Source organism: Brevundimonas sp., assembly GCF_013912005.1.
GTDB lineage: Bacteria > Pseudomonadota > Alphaproteobacteria > Caulobacterales > Caulobacteraceae > Brevundimonas.
Map to the genome: position 1 here is coordinate 75335 of NZ_JACESB010000006.1, position 12181 is coordinate 87515.

A 12181-nucleotide genomic window follows, 5' to 3' on the forward strand; every position below is an offset into this window, starting at 1 on the left:
GTGCGCCTCAAGGGGCGCGGCGGATCAGCGTTTCTCGTAGCGGCGCTGGGACCAGTATTTGAAGCCCTGGTTGTGGACGAGCTTCCAGCCGTCGGCCTTCAGGCGGCGGCCGACCATGTGGTTGAAATAGCCGTGGGCGAGGACCAGCACGTCCTGGCCGGACTCGGCGCGCTCGATCAGGGCCTGGGCCGCCTGCTCCGCCCGCCTCTCGGCCTCGGCGCGGGTCTCCTGGCCCTCGTGATGGTTGAAGGCGTGCCACCAGAAGCGGGCCACCGCGCCCCAGTATTTGGGCGGCAGCCTGAACCAGGCGGGGAAGCGGGGCGGCGGCAGGGGCGCCTCGATGAACAGGGCGTCGGACATGACCTCGCGGCCGGCGGCGACGGCGGCGGCGGTCTCCTGGGCGCGCTGGCGGGTGGAGGCGTAGATGGCGCCGGCCCCCTCGGCGGTGGCGACCAGCTCGGGCGGCGGGGTCTGGCCGGCGCGCAGGCCGCCGACCTCGTAGCGGGCCCACCAGTCGCGGTACTGGTCGGCGGTGAGCAGGCATTTGCGCGACAGGGCGGGCTCGCCGTGGCGGGCGAGGATGATGGCCCCCGGCCGCACCGCCACGAGGGCGGCGGCGCGCGGGAGCGGCGCAGGCGGGGCGCCGGTTTCTGCCGAGGGCTCGCGGGCGGGGGCTGACATGCGCGACAGGTCGGGAAGTCCCATGCGTTCCGACCCTTGTCCTCCCCAAAGCCTGACCCGGGCGTTCGCCGAGCGACACGCCCCCCTGCAGGTGGTAGCCGCCATCGGGCGGGGTGACAACCTCGTCGGCGCCGGGCTTGCCGCGGCGGGCGCGCCGGGCTAGGCGCCGGGGATGAACGAAGCCGTGATCCGCCCTGCCGTCGACGCCGACGCCCCGGCCCTGGGCGAGCTGGGACGGCAGACCTTCATCGACACCTTCGTGGCGGGATTCGGCATCCCCTACCCGGCCGACGACCTGACAACCTTCCTCGACGCCAGCTTCAGCCCGGAGACGATCCGCACGAAGCTGAAGGAGCCCGGGGCGGCGTGGTGGGTGGCCGAGCAGGACGGGCGGCTGCTGGCCTTCGCCAACGCCGGGCCGAACACCCTCCCCCATCCCGAGGCGCGGGCGAGCCACGCCGAGCTGCGGCGCCTCTATGTGTCGAAGGCGGCGCAGGGCCTCGGCCTCGGCACGCGGCTGCTGGAGACGGCGCTGGCGTGGATGGAGGCGCACACCGACGGGCCGCTGTGGATCGGCGTGTGGAGCGGCAATCTGAAGGCCCAGAAGCTGTACGCCGCCTACGGCTTCGAAAAGGCCGGGGAGTACCAGTACCCGGTCGGGCGCTGGCTGGACGACGAGTTCATCCTGCGCCGCGGCTAGCGGAACCGTTGCGGCCGCCGTCGGTTCGGCCGGCATGGGCGACGTTCGGATCGGCACCTCGGGCTGGGCCTACAAGGACTGGAACGGGCCGTTCTATCCCGAAGAGGTCAGGGCGGCGGGGCGGCTGGAATACATCTCGCGGCGGTTCCGCACGCTGGAGATCAACGCCAGCTTCTACCGCATGCCGACGGACCGCGCGGTGGCGGGGTGGCGGGCGCAGACGCCGGACGACTTCGTGTTCGCCTGGAAGGCCTCCCGCTTCATCACCCACAACAAGAAGCTGAAGGATCCGGCCGAGCCGCTGGCCTACATGTTCGGGCGGATCGCCGGCCTGGGGCCGAAGATCGGGCCGATCCTGTTCCAGCTGCCGCCCAACCTGCACCGCAACGACGAACGGCTGGAGAGCTTCCTCGACGCCCTGCCGGGGGGACACCGGTACAGCGTCGAGTTCCGCCATCCCGGCTGGTACGCCGACGAGGTGCTGGCGATGTTGCGCAAGCGGAACGTGGCCCTGTGCATCTCCGATCACCACCACGCCCCGGCGCCGTGGGAGGCGACGGCGGACTTCATCTACCTCAGGGGACACGGCCCCGGCGGCCGGTATCACGGCCGCTACGGCGAGGGGGCGCTGACGGACTGGGCGCAGGCGATCCGCCGGTGGCGGAAGGCGCGCGACGTCTTCGTCTATTTCGACAACGACATCAAGAGCGCCGCGCCGCAGGATGCGGACCAGCTGATCGGGCTGCTGGAGCGTTCCGGTTGACGGGCCGACGCGCTATGTTGAGGGCATGACCCGCGACGAACTGCTGGCCAAGCTGCGCGAACTGAAGCCCTGGCTGGAGGCGCAGGGCATCGTCAACGTCCGCCTGTTCGGCAGCTATGCCCGCGACGAGGCGGGGCCGGACAGCGACGTGGATCTGCTGGTGGAGGTCACGCGGCCCTTGCCCGGGAGCTGGGGGCGACCGGATGTCGAAGCCGGGCTGAGCGAGAAGCTGGGGCTCGATGTCCAGGTGGTCACGGAGCAGGCGCTGACGAACCCCTACATCCGGTACACAGCGGAGCGCGACGCTCTTGTTGTCTGACCCCAGGGACGCCGCATTTCTCTTCGAGATGCATCGCATCCTCAGGGAGATCGCGGACCTGGTCGAGGGCCAGGTCCGCGAGGACTTCCTGGCTGATCGCTTCAAGCCCGATGCGCTCGCCGTTCGTTTCCTGATGCTCGGGGAAGCGACCAACCGGATCGGTCGAGGAACGTGGGCGCTGCACCCACAGATCGAGTGGAGAAGGATCGCAAACCTTCGGCACCTGATCGCGCACGAATACCGGAAGATCGATCACGGCGAACTGTGGAAGATCGCCGCCACTGAAGCCCCGCTTTTGGCCCGCACACTCCCCTTCCCGCCCACACCCGCGGACGTCTTCGACTGATGCTCCTCCCCTTCTTCACCGCCCTGCGCGACGCGAAAGTGCCTGTCTCCATGAAGGAATGGCTCCATCTGATGGAGGCCATGGATCGCGGCGTGGCCGGCGGTCGGGTGGAGGATTTCTACCACCTGTCGCGGGCGGTGCTGATCAAGGACGAGAAGCACTACGACCGGTTCGACCAGGTGTTCGGCAAGGTGTTCGCCGGGATCGAGACCGTCGGCGCGGGCGAGGACCTGACCACCGACATCCCCGAGGACTGGCTGCGGCTGTTGACCGAGAAATTCCTCACCGACGAGGAGAAGGCGCAGATCGAGGCCCTGGGCGGGTTCGAAATGCTGATGGAGACGCTGAAGCAGCGGCTGGAGGAGCAGAAGGGCCGGCACGAGGGCGGCAACAAGTGGATCGGCACCGGCGGGACCAGCCCCTTCGGCCACGGCGGCTACAATCCCGAGGGGGTGCGCATCGGCGGTCCGGGCCGGCACGGGCGCGCGGTCAAGGTGTGGGAGAAACGCGAGTACCGGAACCTCGACGACAGCGTCGAGCTGGGCACGCGCAACATCAAGGTCGCCCTGCGCCGCCTGCGCCGGTTCGCCCGGCAGGGCGCGCCGGACGAACTGGACATGGACGCCACCATCGACGGGACGGCGCGGCAGGGCTGGCTGGACATCCACATGCGGCCCGAGCGGCGCAACACCATCAAGGTGCTGCTGTTCCTCGACATCGGCGGATCGATGGATGCCCATGTGAAGATGTGCGAGGAGCTGTTCTCGGCCGCGAAGACCGAGTTCAAGCATCTGGAATTCTTCTACTTCCACAACTGCCTCTACGAGGGCGTGTGGAAGGACAACCGGCGCCGGCACACCGAGAAGATCCCGACGTGGGAGGTGCTGCACCGGTACGCCGCCGACTGGCGGGCGATCTTCGTCGGCGACGCCACGATGAGTCCGTACGAGGTCACCATGCCGGGCGGCTCGGTGGAGCACTGGAACGAGGAGGCGGGCGCCGTCTGGCTGAAGCGGGCGACGCAGCAGTGGGACCGGGTGGCGTGGCTGAACCCTGCGCCCGAGCGGTACTGGAGCTATTCGCCGTCGGTGGGGATGATCCGCGAACTGGTCGACGAACGGATGTACCCGCTCACCCTGGAAGGGCTGGACAAGGCGATGCGGGCGCTGGCCAAATAGGCCGTCGGGTCACGAAGAGGAGGACCTCGATGCTCGCCGCCGTCATCGCCCTGCTGCTGCTGCCGCAGACCGCGCCCGCCGCCACCGGACAGGTGGTCTGGTCGGAGCCCCCGCCCCCCGCGGCCGAGGCGCCCGCCGCGCCGGCCCCGCCGCCGATTCCCGACAGCGCCCGCACGGACCCCTATGGTTACGAGCGCGCCCAGTGCAATCCGATGATCCGCGGCGCCGACGAGAGTCTGGAGGCTTGCCAGTCACGGGTGCGCAGCGTGCTGGCGGCGCATCTGGGCGCCGCCCTGCCGGCGGGGCTGGCTCCGGAGGCCGCCGCCGACAGCTGCCGGCAGGAGGCGGGGGACGACGGCTACGGACTGGAGTGCGCCCGGCGAGGGCGGAGCGTCCCCGCAGGCCCGCAGCTGCGCGAGCGGACCTGCACGACCCGGCCCCGGGTGACGGACGGCGGCGGAGTCGCCTTCCGCGAGGAATGCACCGTCAACGACCAGGAGGAACGCGACGAGGGCCTGCGCATCCGGCTGGGCGGCGAGGACTGACCGCACAGAAAACGCCGCCCCCGGAAGGGGCGGCGCGTTCGCCGGCGGGAGCCGGGACTAGTGGCGCTTGTCGTCGCGAAGCGAGTCCTTCACGCCGCCGACGGCGTTCTGGACCTTGCCTTCCACCTGGTCGGCCTTGCCCTCGGTCTTCAGCTTCTGGTCGCCGGTGAGGTCGCCGGCGGCTTCCTTCACCTTGCCGCCCATGTTCTTGGCGGAACCTTCGACGCGGTCATGATCGGCCATGAGACCCTCCTTGTGCGGCGCCCCCAGGGTGGCGGCGCGTCGGAACCTCAACGGGTCGCCCCGGCGGCCGTTCCGCGCCTGACTCAGGCGTGATGACGCAGCCAGGCGGCGACCGCCCAGGCGTGGGCGTCGTGGCGCAGTTCGGCGAGGGCCGCGTGCGGGTGGAGCCAGACCAGTTCGTGGTCGTCCTCGATCTTGGCGGCGGGATCGAGCGACAGTCGGCGGGCGATCCAGAAGCCGCCGACGTTGTTGTGGGGCGTCCCGTCCGACTTGCGGAAATACTGCCCGGCGGCGGCGATGCGCTCGACCGGCTCGACCGTCATGCCGGTCTCCTCGAGGAACTCGCGCACGAGCGCCTGCTCCTCGGTCTCGTCGCCGTCGATCGCGCCGCCGGGCAGGTCGTAGTAGCTGCCCGCGCCGCGGTCGACGCGGACGCAGGCGAGGCGGGCGTCGTGAAACACCAGGCCGAAGGCGGTGGCGCGGTCCGGATAGTCCAGACCCGCGTCGCGCCGGCCGAACTGCAGGGCCGGCCGCATCAGAGATCGAAGGCCAGACGGGCGCGCACGCCCTTGTGGTCCGGGTCCAGCTCCACGGAGGAGCGCAGGCCCGCGGCCATGGCCGAGACGATCTTGCCGCCGAGACCGGTGCCCTTGGGCTTGCCGTCGCCCATGCCGGGACCGTCGTCCTCCACCGTCAGCAGCGCGCGCCGGTCGCCGTCCGGCTCGAGGATGACGCGGATCTCGCCGCCCGCCCCCGGCGCGTAGGCGTATTTGGCGGCGTTGGTGACCAGCTCGGTGACGACCACGCCGAGCGAGACCGCCTGGTCCGTGGACACCCGCATCGGCCGGGCCTTCAGCACCACCCGCGGCGATCCGGCGTCCGGCCCGAGCGACTTGGACAGCTCGTCGATCAGACCCTCGAGGTATTCGTCCATGGCCACCGAGGCCATGTCGCCGGAGGTGTAGAGCCGCCGGTGGACGTGGGCGACGGCCTCGATGCGGGCCTGGGACTCGCGGAGCGCGGCGCGGGCGCCCTCGTCGGTGAGGTGGCGCAGCTGCAGGGACATGAAGCTGGAGACCAGCTGGAGCGAGTTGCCGACGCGGTGGTTGACCTCGCGCAGCATGGCCTCGGCCCGGTCGCGGGCGAGCCGGACCTGCTCCTGCGCCTCCTCGTGCTCCCGCTTCAGCCGGCGCGCCTGCAGGGCGTGCTCGAGCGCGTTGCGGAGAAGGGCGGTGAAGTCCTCGGAGACGTCCTTGATCACATAGTCGGCGGCACCGGCGCGCAGGGCGGCGACGGCGATGCGGCCCTCCTGGGCGCCGGTGACGTAGACCACCGGCGGGGGGTCCGGCAGGGCGATGATGTCGGGCAGCACGTCGAGGCCTTCGCGGCCGGGCATGTAGTGGTCAAGGGCGACGACGTCGAAGCGCCCGGCCGCCGCGCCCAGAAGATCGAGCCCCGCGTCGCCGTCGGGCGCGCAGGTGACGACATAGCCGTGACGCCCCAGCTCCTTCTCGACCAGCCGCGACAGGCCGCGGTCATCGTCGATGTAGAGCAGGCGAATGACCTCCCCCGCAGCCTTCACTCGATCTCCGGCGCCTGCATCACCGAGAGGAAAAGCCCAAGCTGGCGAATGGCTCCCGCAAAGCTTTCATAATCGACCGGCTTGGTGATGTAGACGTTGCAGCCGAGGTCGTAGCAGCGCTGGATCTCCAGCTTGTCGTCGGTGGTGGTCAGGACCACGACCGGCGCGCGGTGCAGGCGTTCGTCGCCCTTGACCCGGGCGAGGATGTCCGTGCCGGACATGTCGGGCAGATTCAGGTCCAGCAGGATGAGCAACGGCCCGTTCTGGCGGACCTCCTCGCTGAACAGGAAGTCGATCGCGGCGCCGCCCTCCGAGAAGTGCGCGATCTCGTTGGCGATGTTGGCCCGGCGGATATTCTTCTCGATCAGCTTGGCGTGGCCGAGGTCGTCCTCGATCATCACGATCTTGACGGAAGCGCTCATGTGAAGTCTCCGGCGTCGGCGAGGCTCAGGCGTTTGGGGAATTTCAGGATGAATGTCGAGCCCCGGCCGAGCTCGGATTCGACGCTGATCTCGCCGCCGAGACGGCGAACGCTGTTGCGCACGAAGGCCAGGCCGAGACCCTCGCCGGGGCGGTCCTGGCGGCCGGAGCGGCGGAACAGTTCGAAGATCCGCTCGTGGTCCCGTTCGGAGATGCCGCGGCCGTTGTCCTCCACGCGGTAGACGACGCGGCCGTCGGGCTCCTCCCGTCCGGAGACCACGATGCGCCCCGGCCGGGCCGGATCGAGGTATTTGAGGGCGTTGTCGACGAGGTTGCCGAAGATCTGCTCGACCGACAGGCGGTCGCTCTCCAGCCACGGCAGGGGCTCGACAAGGACCTCGGCGGCGGCGGACGCGGTCTGGTGGCGGACGCTGGCGGCGATCGCCTCGACCATGCTGGTCATGTCGAGGCTTTCGACGACGAGGGCCCGCCGCCCCTCCCGCGACAGGCGCAGGATAGCGTTGATCAGCCGGTCCATCTTCTCGGTCGAGGCGCGGATGAAGCCGATCGCCTCCGGCACGTCCTCGCGCACGGCGACCACCGCGTCCGGATCCAGGCTCTTCGGCGCCCGGTGCTCGATCGTGTCGATCTGGCGGGCCAGCACCTTGTTGGCCTGCTCCAGCTCGGAGGTGTAGCCCATCACATTGACCAGCGGCGCGCGCAGGTCGTGGCTGACGATATAGGCGAAGCGCTGGATCTCCTCGTTGGCCCGGGTGAGGTCGGCGGTGCGGTCGCGGACCTTGGTCTCGAGACTGGCGTTGAGGGCGGCGATGGCGTCGCGGGCCTGCTGGATCTCGAGGACGTAGCGGCGGATCAGCCAGGCGCTGACCCCGGCCAGAACGAGGATCAGCAACGCCCCGATGGCGTTGGCGAGGACGGTGACCGCCCCGGACCACTCCGACTGCCGGGTGCGGAACTGGAGCCGGGTGACCTGGATCTCGTCGATGGCCTCGATCTCGACCCGCATGGCGTCCATCATGGCCTTGCCGCGGCCGCTGCGGACGTCGGCCACGGCCTCGCCGATGCGCCCGGTGCGGGCGAAGCCGATGGTGCGGTCCATCAGGGCCAGTCGTTCGTCGGACAGCTCGCGCACCCGCTCCACGCGCGGCTGCAGGTCGGGATCGCCGGCGGTCAGGGCGGTGAGCTCGGCGAACAGCTCCGGCAGCTCGCGCCGCGCCTCGTCATGGACGGTCAGGTAGGTCGGCCGACCGGTGAGCATGAAGCCGCGCTGGCCGGTCTCGGCGTCGACGAGGCGGGTCAGAAGCTGGCGCGACAGGAAACGCACCTGCTGGGCCTGTTCGACCGTGTCGTTGAACTCGGCGGTGCGCCGGATCATCACGAAGACGGCCAGGTTGATGGCCAGCAGCAGGACAATGGCGAGGGCCAGCAGCGCGGCGATCCGGCGACCCAGGGTCGGCGAGCTGAGGAACCGGCCGAAGGCCCGGAGGGTGTCGCGCGAGGCCGAAATCATCGGCCGGGAGCATTAGCGGGGGGAATGGCCCTGTCCAGTCGCGTGAGGAGAGAAACCCTCGCCGCCTCCCCACAAATGGGTACAGTCTGCGGCGTTCAGGGCGAAAAGGGGCGGGCTGATGGTCTGGTGGTGGTGGATTGCGCCGGCGGTGGTCGCGCTTCTCGGGCTGACGCTGCTGTTCCGGGGCCTCGCCGCCCTGTTCCGCGGCCGGTTCGTCGCCGGGCTGGCGGGGGGCGGGACGGGGGCCCTGCTGACCGCGGCCGCGACGATCGCGGCCCTGCTGGCCCTGGACGTGCAGACCTACGCCCGGCTGACCTACGAACGGCCGGTGGCGACGCTGGAGACCCGGCAGCTCGGGCCGCAGTACTACGAGGCGACGCTGATCCAGCCGGCGCGGGGGGAGCGCGCGCCGGCGGCGACCAGCCTGTATCCGTTGCACGGCGACGAGTGGCGGATCGAGGCCCAGGTGCTGAAGTGGAAGCCGTGGGCCAATGTGCTGGGGCTGGACGCGCAATACCGGCTGGACCGGCTGTCGGGGCGGTACCGGTCGGTGCAGCAGGAGATCGAGGCCGAGCGCAGCGTGCATCCGCTGGCGGGCGGGGACGCCGGGCCGGACTGGCTGCCGTGGCGGCTGGACGCCTGGGAGCTGGCGCGGCGTCATCGCCGGTACGTGGACGCGGTCGACACCCTGTACGGCGGGGCGGCCTACATGCCGATGGCCGACGGGGCGCGCTACGAGATCTGGATCACCCAGTCGGGACTGGTGGCGCGGCCGGCCAACGAGGCGGCGCGGGCGGCCTCGGCGGGCGGCTGGACGGAAGCGCCGTAGCGGGCTTCCCCCTCCCCCGCCGGCGAGGAATGACTCAGACCGAGCCGATGGTGCGCAGCCGGGCGCGGGGGTGGACCTCGTTCTGGCTCATCACCACGGTCTGGCCTCGGAAGCGCTCGATGATCGAGCGGACGTAGGGGCGGATCTGCGGGCCGGTCAGCAGCACCGCCGTCTCGCCGGCCATGGCGGCGCGCTCGAACACGTCGCGGACGGCGCGGATGAAGTCCTGCAGCTTCGACGGGGCCATGGCCAGCTGGCGCTCCTCGCCCTGGCCGACGAGGCTCTCGGCGAAGGCCTGCTCCCACTCCGGCGACAGGGTGACGATCGGCAGGGCGCCGTCCTCGCCCTTGTGCTGCCAGCACAGCTGCCGGGCGAGGCGGGCGCGGACGTGCTCGACGAGGGTGGTGACCGAGGAGGTGTGCGGCGCGGCCTCGGCGAGGCCCTCGAGGATGGCCGGCAGGTCGCGGATCGAGACCTTCTCGCGCAGCAGGGACTGGAGGACGCGCTGCAGGGTGGTGACGGTGACCACCGCCGGGATGAGCTCGTCGACCAGCTTCTTCTCTTCCGGCCCCAGCTCCTTCAGCAGCTTCTGCACCTCGGCGTAGGAGAGCAGGTCGGCCATGTTCTCCTTGAGGATCTCGGTCAGGTGGGTGGTCAGCACCGTCGAGGGATCGACGATGGTGTAGCCGCGGAAGGTGGCCTCCTCGCGCAGGCTCTCGTCGATCCAGGTGGCGGGCAGGCCGAAGGCGGGCTCGCGGGTGTGCTCGCCGGGCAGCTCGACCTGGCGGCCGGCGGGATCCATGGCCATCAGGCAGCCGAGACGGACCTCGCCCTGGCCGGCCTCCATCTCCTTGATGCGGATGGCGTAGCCCTGGGTGCCGAGGCGCATGTTGTCGAGAATGCGCACGGACGGCATGACGAAGCCGTACTCCTGGGCCAGGGAGCGGCGCAGGGCGCGGACCTGGTCGGTCAGGCGGCGGCCCTCGAGGTCGTTGATCAGGGACAGCAGCGAGTAGCCCAGCTCGATCTTGACCTCGTCGATGGACAGGGCGGTGCCGATCGGCTCCTCGACGTCCTCCTTCGGCCCGGCCACGACGGCCTCGGGATCGACGGGCTTCGGCTTGAGCCGGGCCCGGCCCAGCCGCCAGGCCATGAAGCCGGCGCCGATGGCGAGGGCGGCGAAGGGCAGCAGCGGCATGCCGGGGATCAGGCCGATCAGGCCGGCGGCGCCGGAGACCACGCCGAGGCTGACAGGATTGGTGGCGAGCTGGCTGACCAGGGCCTTGTCGGCCGAGCCCTCGACCCCCGCCTTCGACACCAGGAAGCCGGCGGCGATGGAGACGATCAGGGCCGGCACCTGGGTGACGAGGCCGTCGCCGACCGTGAGCAGGACGTAGGTGTTGGCCGCCTCGCCGGCCGGCAGGCCGTGCTGCAGCACGCCGATGAGGATGCCGCCGAGGGCGTTGATGAAGGTGATGATCAGGCCGGCGACGGCGTCGCCGCGCACGAACTTCGAGGCGCCGTCCATGGCCCCGAAGAAGGTCGATTCCTGCTCCAGCTCCTTGCGGCGCAGCTTGGCCGTGTCCTCGTCGATCAGACCCGCCGACAGGTCGGCGTCGATCGCCATCTGCTTGCCCGGCATGGAGTCGAGGGTGAAGCGGGCGCTGACCTCGGCGATCCGGGTGGAACCCTTGGTGATGACCACGAAATTCACCACCAGCAGGATGGCGAAGATGATGATGCCGATGATGAAGCTGCCGCCCATCATCAGGCTGCCGAAGGCCTGGATCACCTGGCCGGCCGAGTCGTGGCCCTCGTGCCCGTGGCTGAGGATCAGGCGCGTCGAGGCGAGGTTGAGGCCGAGGCGGTAGAGGGTCGCGACCAGCAGCACCGTCGGGAAGATGGCGAAGTCGAGCGGCCGCTTCATCAGCAGGGCCGTCATCAGGATCAGCACCGAGCCGACGATGGAGATGGCCAGCAGCAGGTCCAGCAGCATGCCGGGCACCGGCACGATCAGCAGCATGATGATGCCGATCACGCCGAGCGCCATCAGCACCTCGCCGCGCAGCAGCCAGCCGCGCATGTCGCCGGCGGTGGGACGGGCCATGCCGTCCTTCATCAGCGGCGCGTCAGTCATGGCCGAGCGCCTTCAGGGCGAGGCGGACCGCCCCGGCGATCACGGCGTCGTTGGCCGCCGCGGAAGACGACGGCGTGGCATGATAGTAGGAGGCGATCACCACCGGCTCGCCCGAGGGCGGAAAGACCAGTCCGATGTCGTTGGTCGGGCCGTACCCGCCCGTCCCGGTCTTGTGCGCCACCGTCCAGCCCGCCGGGACCCCCGCCCGGATCCGGGCGGCTCCGGTGGGCGAGTCGATCATCCAGCGCATCAGGCGCGTGCGGCTGTCGGCGGCGAGCGGGGTGTCGGCGCTGACGAACAGCCGCCGCATGTTGGCGACGGACTGCGCCGGCAGGATGGTGTCCTTGTCGCCGTCCAGCCGGTTCATCTCGGGTTCGAGGCGATCGACCGTGGTGCTGTCGTCGCCGATCGACCGGTACCAGTCGCGCCAGGCGTCGAGGCCGCCGTATTCGCGGATGAGGATGTTGGCCGCGGGGTTGTCGCTGACCTCGACCACCGCCTTGCACAGGGTCTCGATGGACAGGGTGGAGCCGACGGCCGGCTCGGTGACCGGCGCGTGGCTGACCATGTCCGCGGCGACGACCGGGACCTCGCGCGCGAGGCTCTCCTCGCCGCGCTGGACCCGTTCGAGGGTGGCGGCGGCGAGGTACATCTTGAAGGTCGAGCAGTAGACGAACCGCTCCTGCGCCCGCCAGCCGACGCTGCGGCCGGAGGCGACGTCGAGGGCGGCGAAGCCGAGGCGGCCGCCGTTGCGCGCCTCGAGCGGGGCGAGGTCGATGGGCGCCATGGCGGCGGCCGGGCGCGCCGGCTGTTCCGCCGGCCCCGTCGCGGACTGTCGCGAACAGGCGGGGGCGACGAGGGCGGCGAGGCCGGTCAGGACGCTTCTGCGGTCCGTCGGGAGCGACAT

15 protein-coding genes are annotated in these 12181 nt (G+C 70.6%); 7 read left to right on the forward strand and 8 right to left on the reverse strand.

What is annotated here, in order from left to right:
• Positions 1 to 24: 24 nt before the first annotated feature.
• Positions 25 to 705, reverse strand: coding sequence for a histidine phosphatase family protein (locus H2038_RS06415; protein ID WP_292110556.1), 681 nt, complete (start codon positions 703 to 705; stop codon positions 25 to 27).
• A 148-nt stretch (positions 706 to 853) separates the two neighbouring features.
• Between H2038_RS06415 and H2038_RS06420 the strand changes: the two genes are divergently transcribed.
• From H2038_RS06420 to H2038_RS06445, 6 genes are read left to right on the forward strand one after another with little or no spacing between them, the layout of a single operon-like run.
• A complete protein-coding gene (locus H2038_RS06420) occupies positions 854 to 1381 on the forward strand; it encodes a GNAT family N-acetyltransferase (protein WP_292110558.1) in 528 nt (175 codons plus the stop codon).
• Between the two features lie 34 nt (positions 1382 to 1415).
• The gene (locus H2038_RS06425; RefSeq protein WP_292110560.1) at positions 1416 to 2144 is read left to right on the forward strand and encodes a DUF72 domain-containing protein; all 729 of its coding nucleotides are present in this window, start codon (positions 1416 to 1418) and stop codon (positions 2142 to 2144) included.
• A gap of 25 nt (positions 2145 to 2169) precedes the next feature.
• Complete coding sequence (locus tag H2038_RS06430; protein WP_292110561.1) at positions 2170 to 2463, forward strand: nucleotidyltransferase domain-containing protein; 294 nt, start codon at positions 2170 to 2172, stop codon at positions 2461 to 2463.
• 28 nt (positions 2464 to 2491) lie between these two features.
• A complete protein-coding gene (locus H2038_RS06435; RefSeq protein WP_292110563.1) occupies positions 2492 to 2809 on the forward strand; it encodes a HepT-like ribonuclease domain-containing protein in 318 nt (105 codons plus the stop codon).
• Positions 2809 to 3987 carry a VWA domain-containing protein gene (locus H2038_RS06440; protein ID WP_292110566.1) on the forward strand — a complete coding sequence of 393 codons (1179 nt, stop codon included), beginning with the start codon at positions 2809 to 2811 and terminating at the stop codon, positions 3985 to 3987. Before H2038_RS06435 ends, H2038_RS06440 begins: the two co-directional genes overlap by 1 nt.
• Before the next feature lie 29 nt (positions 3988 to 4016).
• Positions 4017 to 4532: a hypothetical protein gene (locus H2038_RS06445; protein ID WP_292110569.1), complete on the forward strand. Its 516-nt coding sequence runs from the start codon at positions 4017 to 4019 to the stop codon at positions 4530 to 4532.
• Positions 4533 to 4589: 57 nt separating this feature from the next.
• Here H2038_RS06445 and H2038_RS06450 read toward each other — a convergent pair whose 3' ends face one another.
• The 5 genes from H2038_RS06450 to H2038_RS06470 form a co-directional block, all read right to left on the reverse strand.
• Entirely contained in the window at positions 4590 to 4775 is a 186-nt protein-coding gene (locus H2038_RS06450; RefSeq protein ID WP_292110571.1) for a CsbD family protein, read from the reverse strand.
• Between the two features lie 83 nt (positions 4776 to 4858).
• A complete protein-coding gene (locus H2038_RS06455; RefSeq protein ID WP_292110574.1) occupies positions 4859 to 5311 on the reverse strand; it encodes an NUDIX domain-containing protein in 453 nt (150 codons plus the stop codon).
• Entirely contained in the window at positions 5311 to 6357 is a 1047-nt protein-coding gene (locus H2038_RS06460; RefSeq protein ID WP_292110577.1) for a histidine kinase dimerization/phosphoacceptor domain -containing protein, read from the reverse strand. The genes H2038_RS06455 and H2038_RS06460 overlap by 1 nt, the downstream gene beginning before the upstream one ends.
• A complete protein-coding gene (locus tag H2038_RS06465; protein ID WP_292110580.1) occupies positions 6354 to 6779 on the reverse strand; it encodes a response regulator in 426 nt (141 codons plus the stop codon). The genes H2038_RS06460 and H2038_RS06465 overlap by 4 nt, the downstream gene beginning before the upstream one ends.
• Positions 6776 to 8308 (reverse strand): sensor histidine kinase, encoded by a 1533-nt coding sequence (locus tag H2038_RS06470; RefSeq protein WP_292110583.1) that lies wholly within the window; start codon positions 8306 to 8308, stop codon positions 6776 to 6778. Before H2038_RS06470 ends, H2038_RS06465 begins: the two co-directional genes overlap by 4 nt.
• 118 nt (positions 8309 to 8426) lie before the next feature.
• Between H2038_RS06470 and H2038_RS06475 the strand changes: the two genes are divergently transcribed.
• Positions 8427 to 9137 carry a hypothetical protein gene (locus H2038_RS06475; RefSeq protein ID WP_292110586.1) on the forward strand — a complete coding sequence of 237 codons (711 nt, stop codon included), beginning with the start codon at positions 8427 to 8429 and terminating at the stop codon, positions 9135 to 9137.
• Between the two features lie 34 nt (positions 9138 to 9171).
• Here H2038_RS06475 and flhA read toward each other — a convergent pair whose 3' ends face one another.
• The gene (gene flhA, locus H2038_RS06480) at positions 9172 to 11256 is read right to left on the reverse strand and encodes a flagellar biosynthesis protein FlhA (RefSeq protein WP_292110746.1); all 2085 of its coding nucleotides are present in this window, start codon (positions 11254 to 11256) and stop codon (positions 9172 to 9174) included.
• 10 nt (positions 11257 to 11266) lie between these two features.
• Positions 11267 to 12181: a class A beta-lactamase gene (bla, locus tag H2038_RS06485; protein ID WP_292110589.1), complete on the reverse strand. Its 915-nt coding sequence runs from the start codon at positions 12179 to 12181 to the stop codon at positions 11267 to 11269.

Bases quoted from the DNA above. Each gene is read 5' to 3' on its own strand.
- H2038_RS06415 (WP_292110556.1), bottom strand. From the start codon at position 705: ATGGGACTTCCCGACCTGTCGCGCATGTCAGCCCCCGCCCGCGAGCCC.
- H2038_RS06420 (WP_292110558.1), top strand. From the start codon at position 854: ATGAACGAAGCCGTGATCCGCCCTGCCGTCGACGCCGACGCCCCGGCC.
- H2038_RS06425 (WP_292110560.1), top strand. From the start codon at position 1,416: ATGGGCGACGTTCGGATCGGCACCTCGGGCTGGGCCTACAAGGACTGG.
- H2038_RS06430 (WP_292110561.1), top strand. From the start codon at position 2,170: ATGACCCGCGACGAACTGCTGGCCAAGCTGCGCGAACTGAAGCCCTGG.
- H2038_RS06435 (WP_292110563.1), top strand. From the start codon at position 2,492: ATGCATCGCATCCTCAGGGAGATCGCGGACCTGGTCGAGGGCCAGGTC.
- H2038_RS06440 (WP_292110566.1), top strand. From the start codon at position 2,809: ATGCTCCTCCCCTTCTTCACCGCCCTGCGCGACGCGAAAGTGCCTGTC.
- H2038_RS06445 (WP_292110569.1), top strand. From the start codon at position 4,017: ATGCTCGCCGCCGTCATCGCCCTGCTGCTGCTGCCGCAGACCGCGCCC.
- H2038_RS06450 (WP_292110571.1), bottom strand. From the start codon at position 4,775: ATGGCCGATCATGACCGCGTCGAAGGTTCCGCCAAGAACATGGGCGGC.
- H2038_RS06455 (WP_292110574.1), bottom strand. From the start codon at position 5,311: ATGCGGCCGGCCCTGCAGTTCGGCCGGCGCGACGCGGGTCTGGACTAT.
- H2038_RS06465 (WP_292110580.1), bottom strand. From the start codon at position 6,779: ATGAGCGCTTCCGTCAAGATCGTGATGATCGAGGACGACCTCGGCCAC.
- H2038_RS06470 (WP_292110583.1), bottom strand. From the start codon at position 8,308: ATGATTTCGGCCTCGCGCGACACCCTCCGGGCCTTCGGCCGGTTCCTC.
- H2038_RS06475 (WP_292110586.1), top strand. From the start codon at position 8,427: ATGGTCTGGTGGTGGTGGATTGCGCCGGCGGTGGTCGCGCTTCTCGGG.
- flhA (WP_292110746.1), bottom strand. From the start codon at position 11,256: ATGAAGGACGGCATGGCCCGTCCCACCGCCGGCGACATGCGCGGCTGG.
- bla (WP_292110589.1), bottom strand. From the start codon at position 12,181: ATGTCGCTCCCGACGGACCGCAGAAGCGTCCTGACCGGCCTCGCCGCC.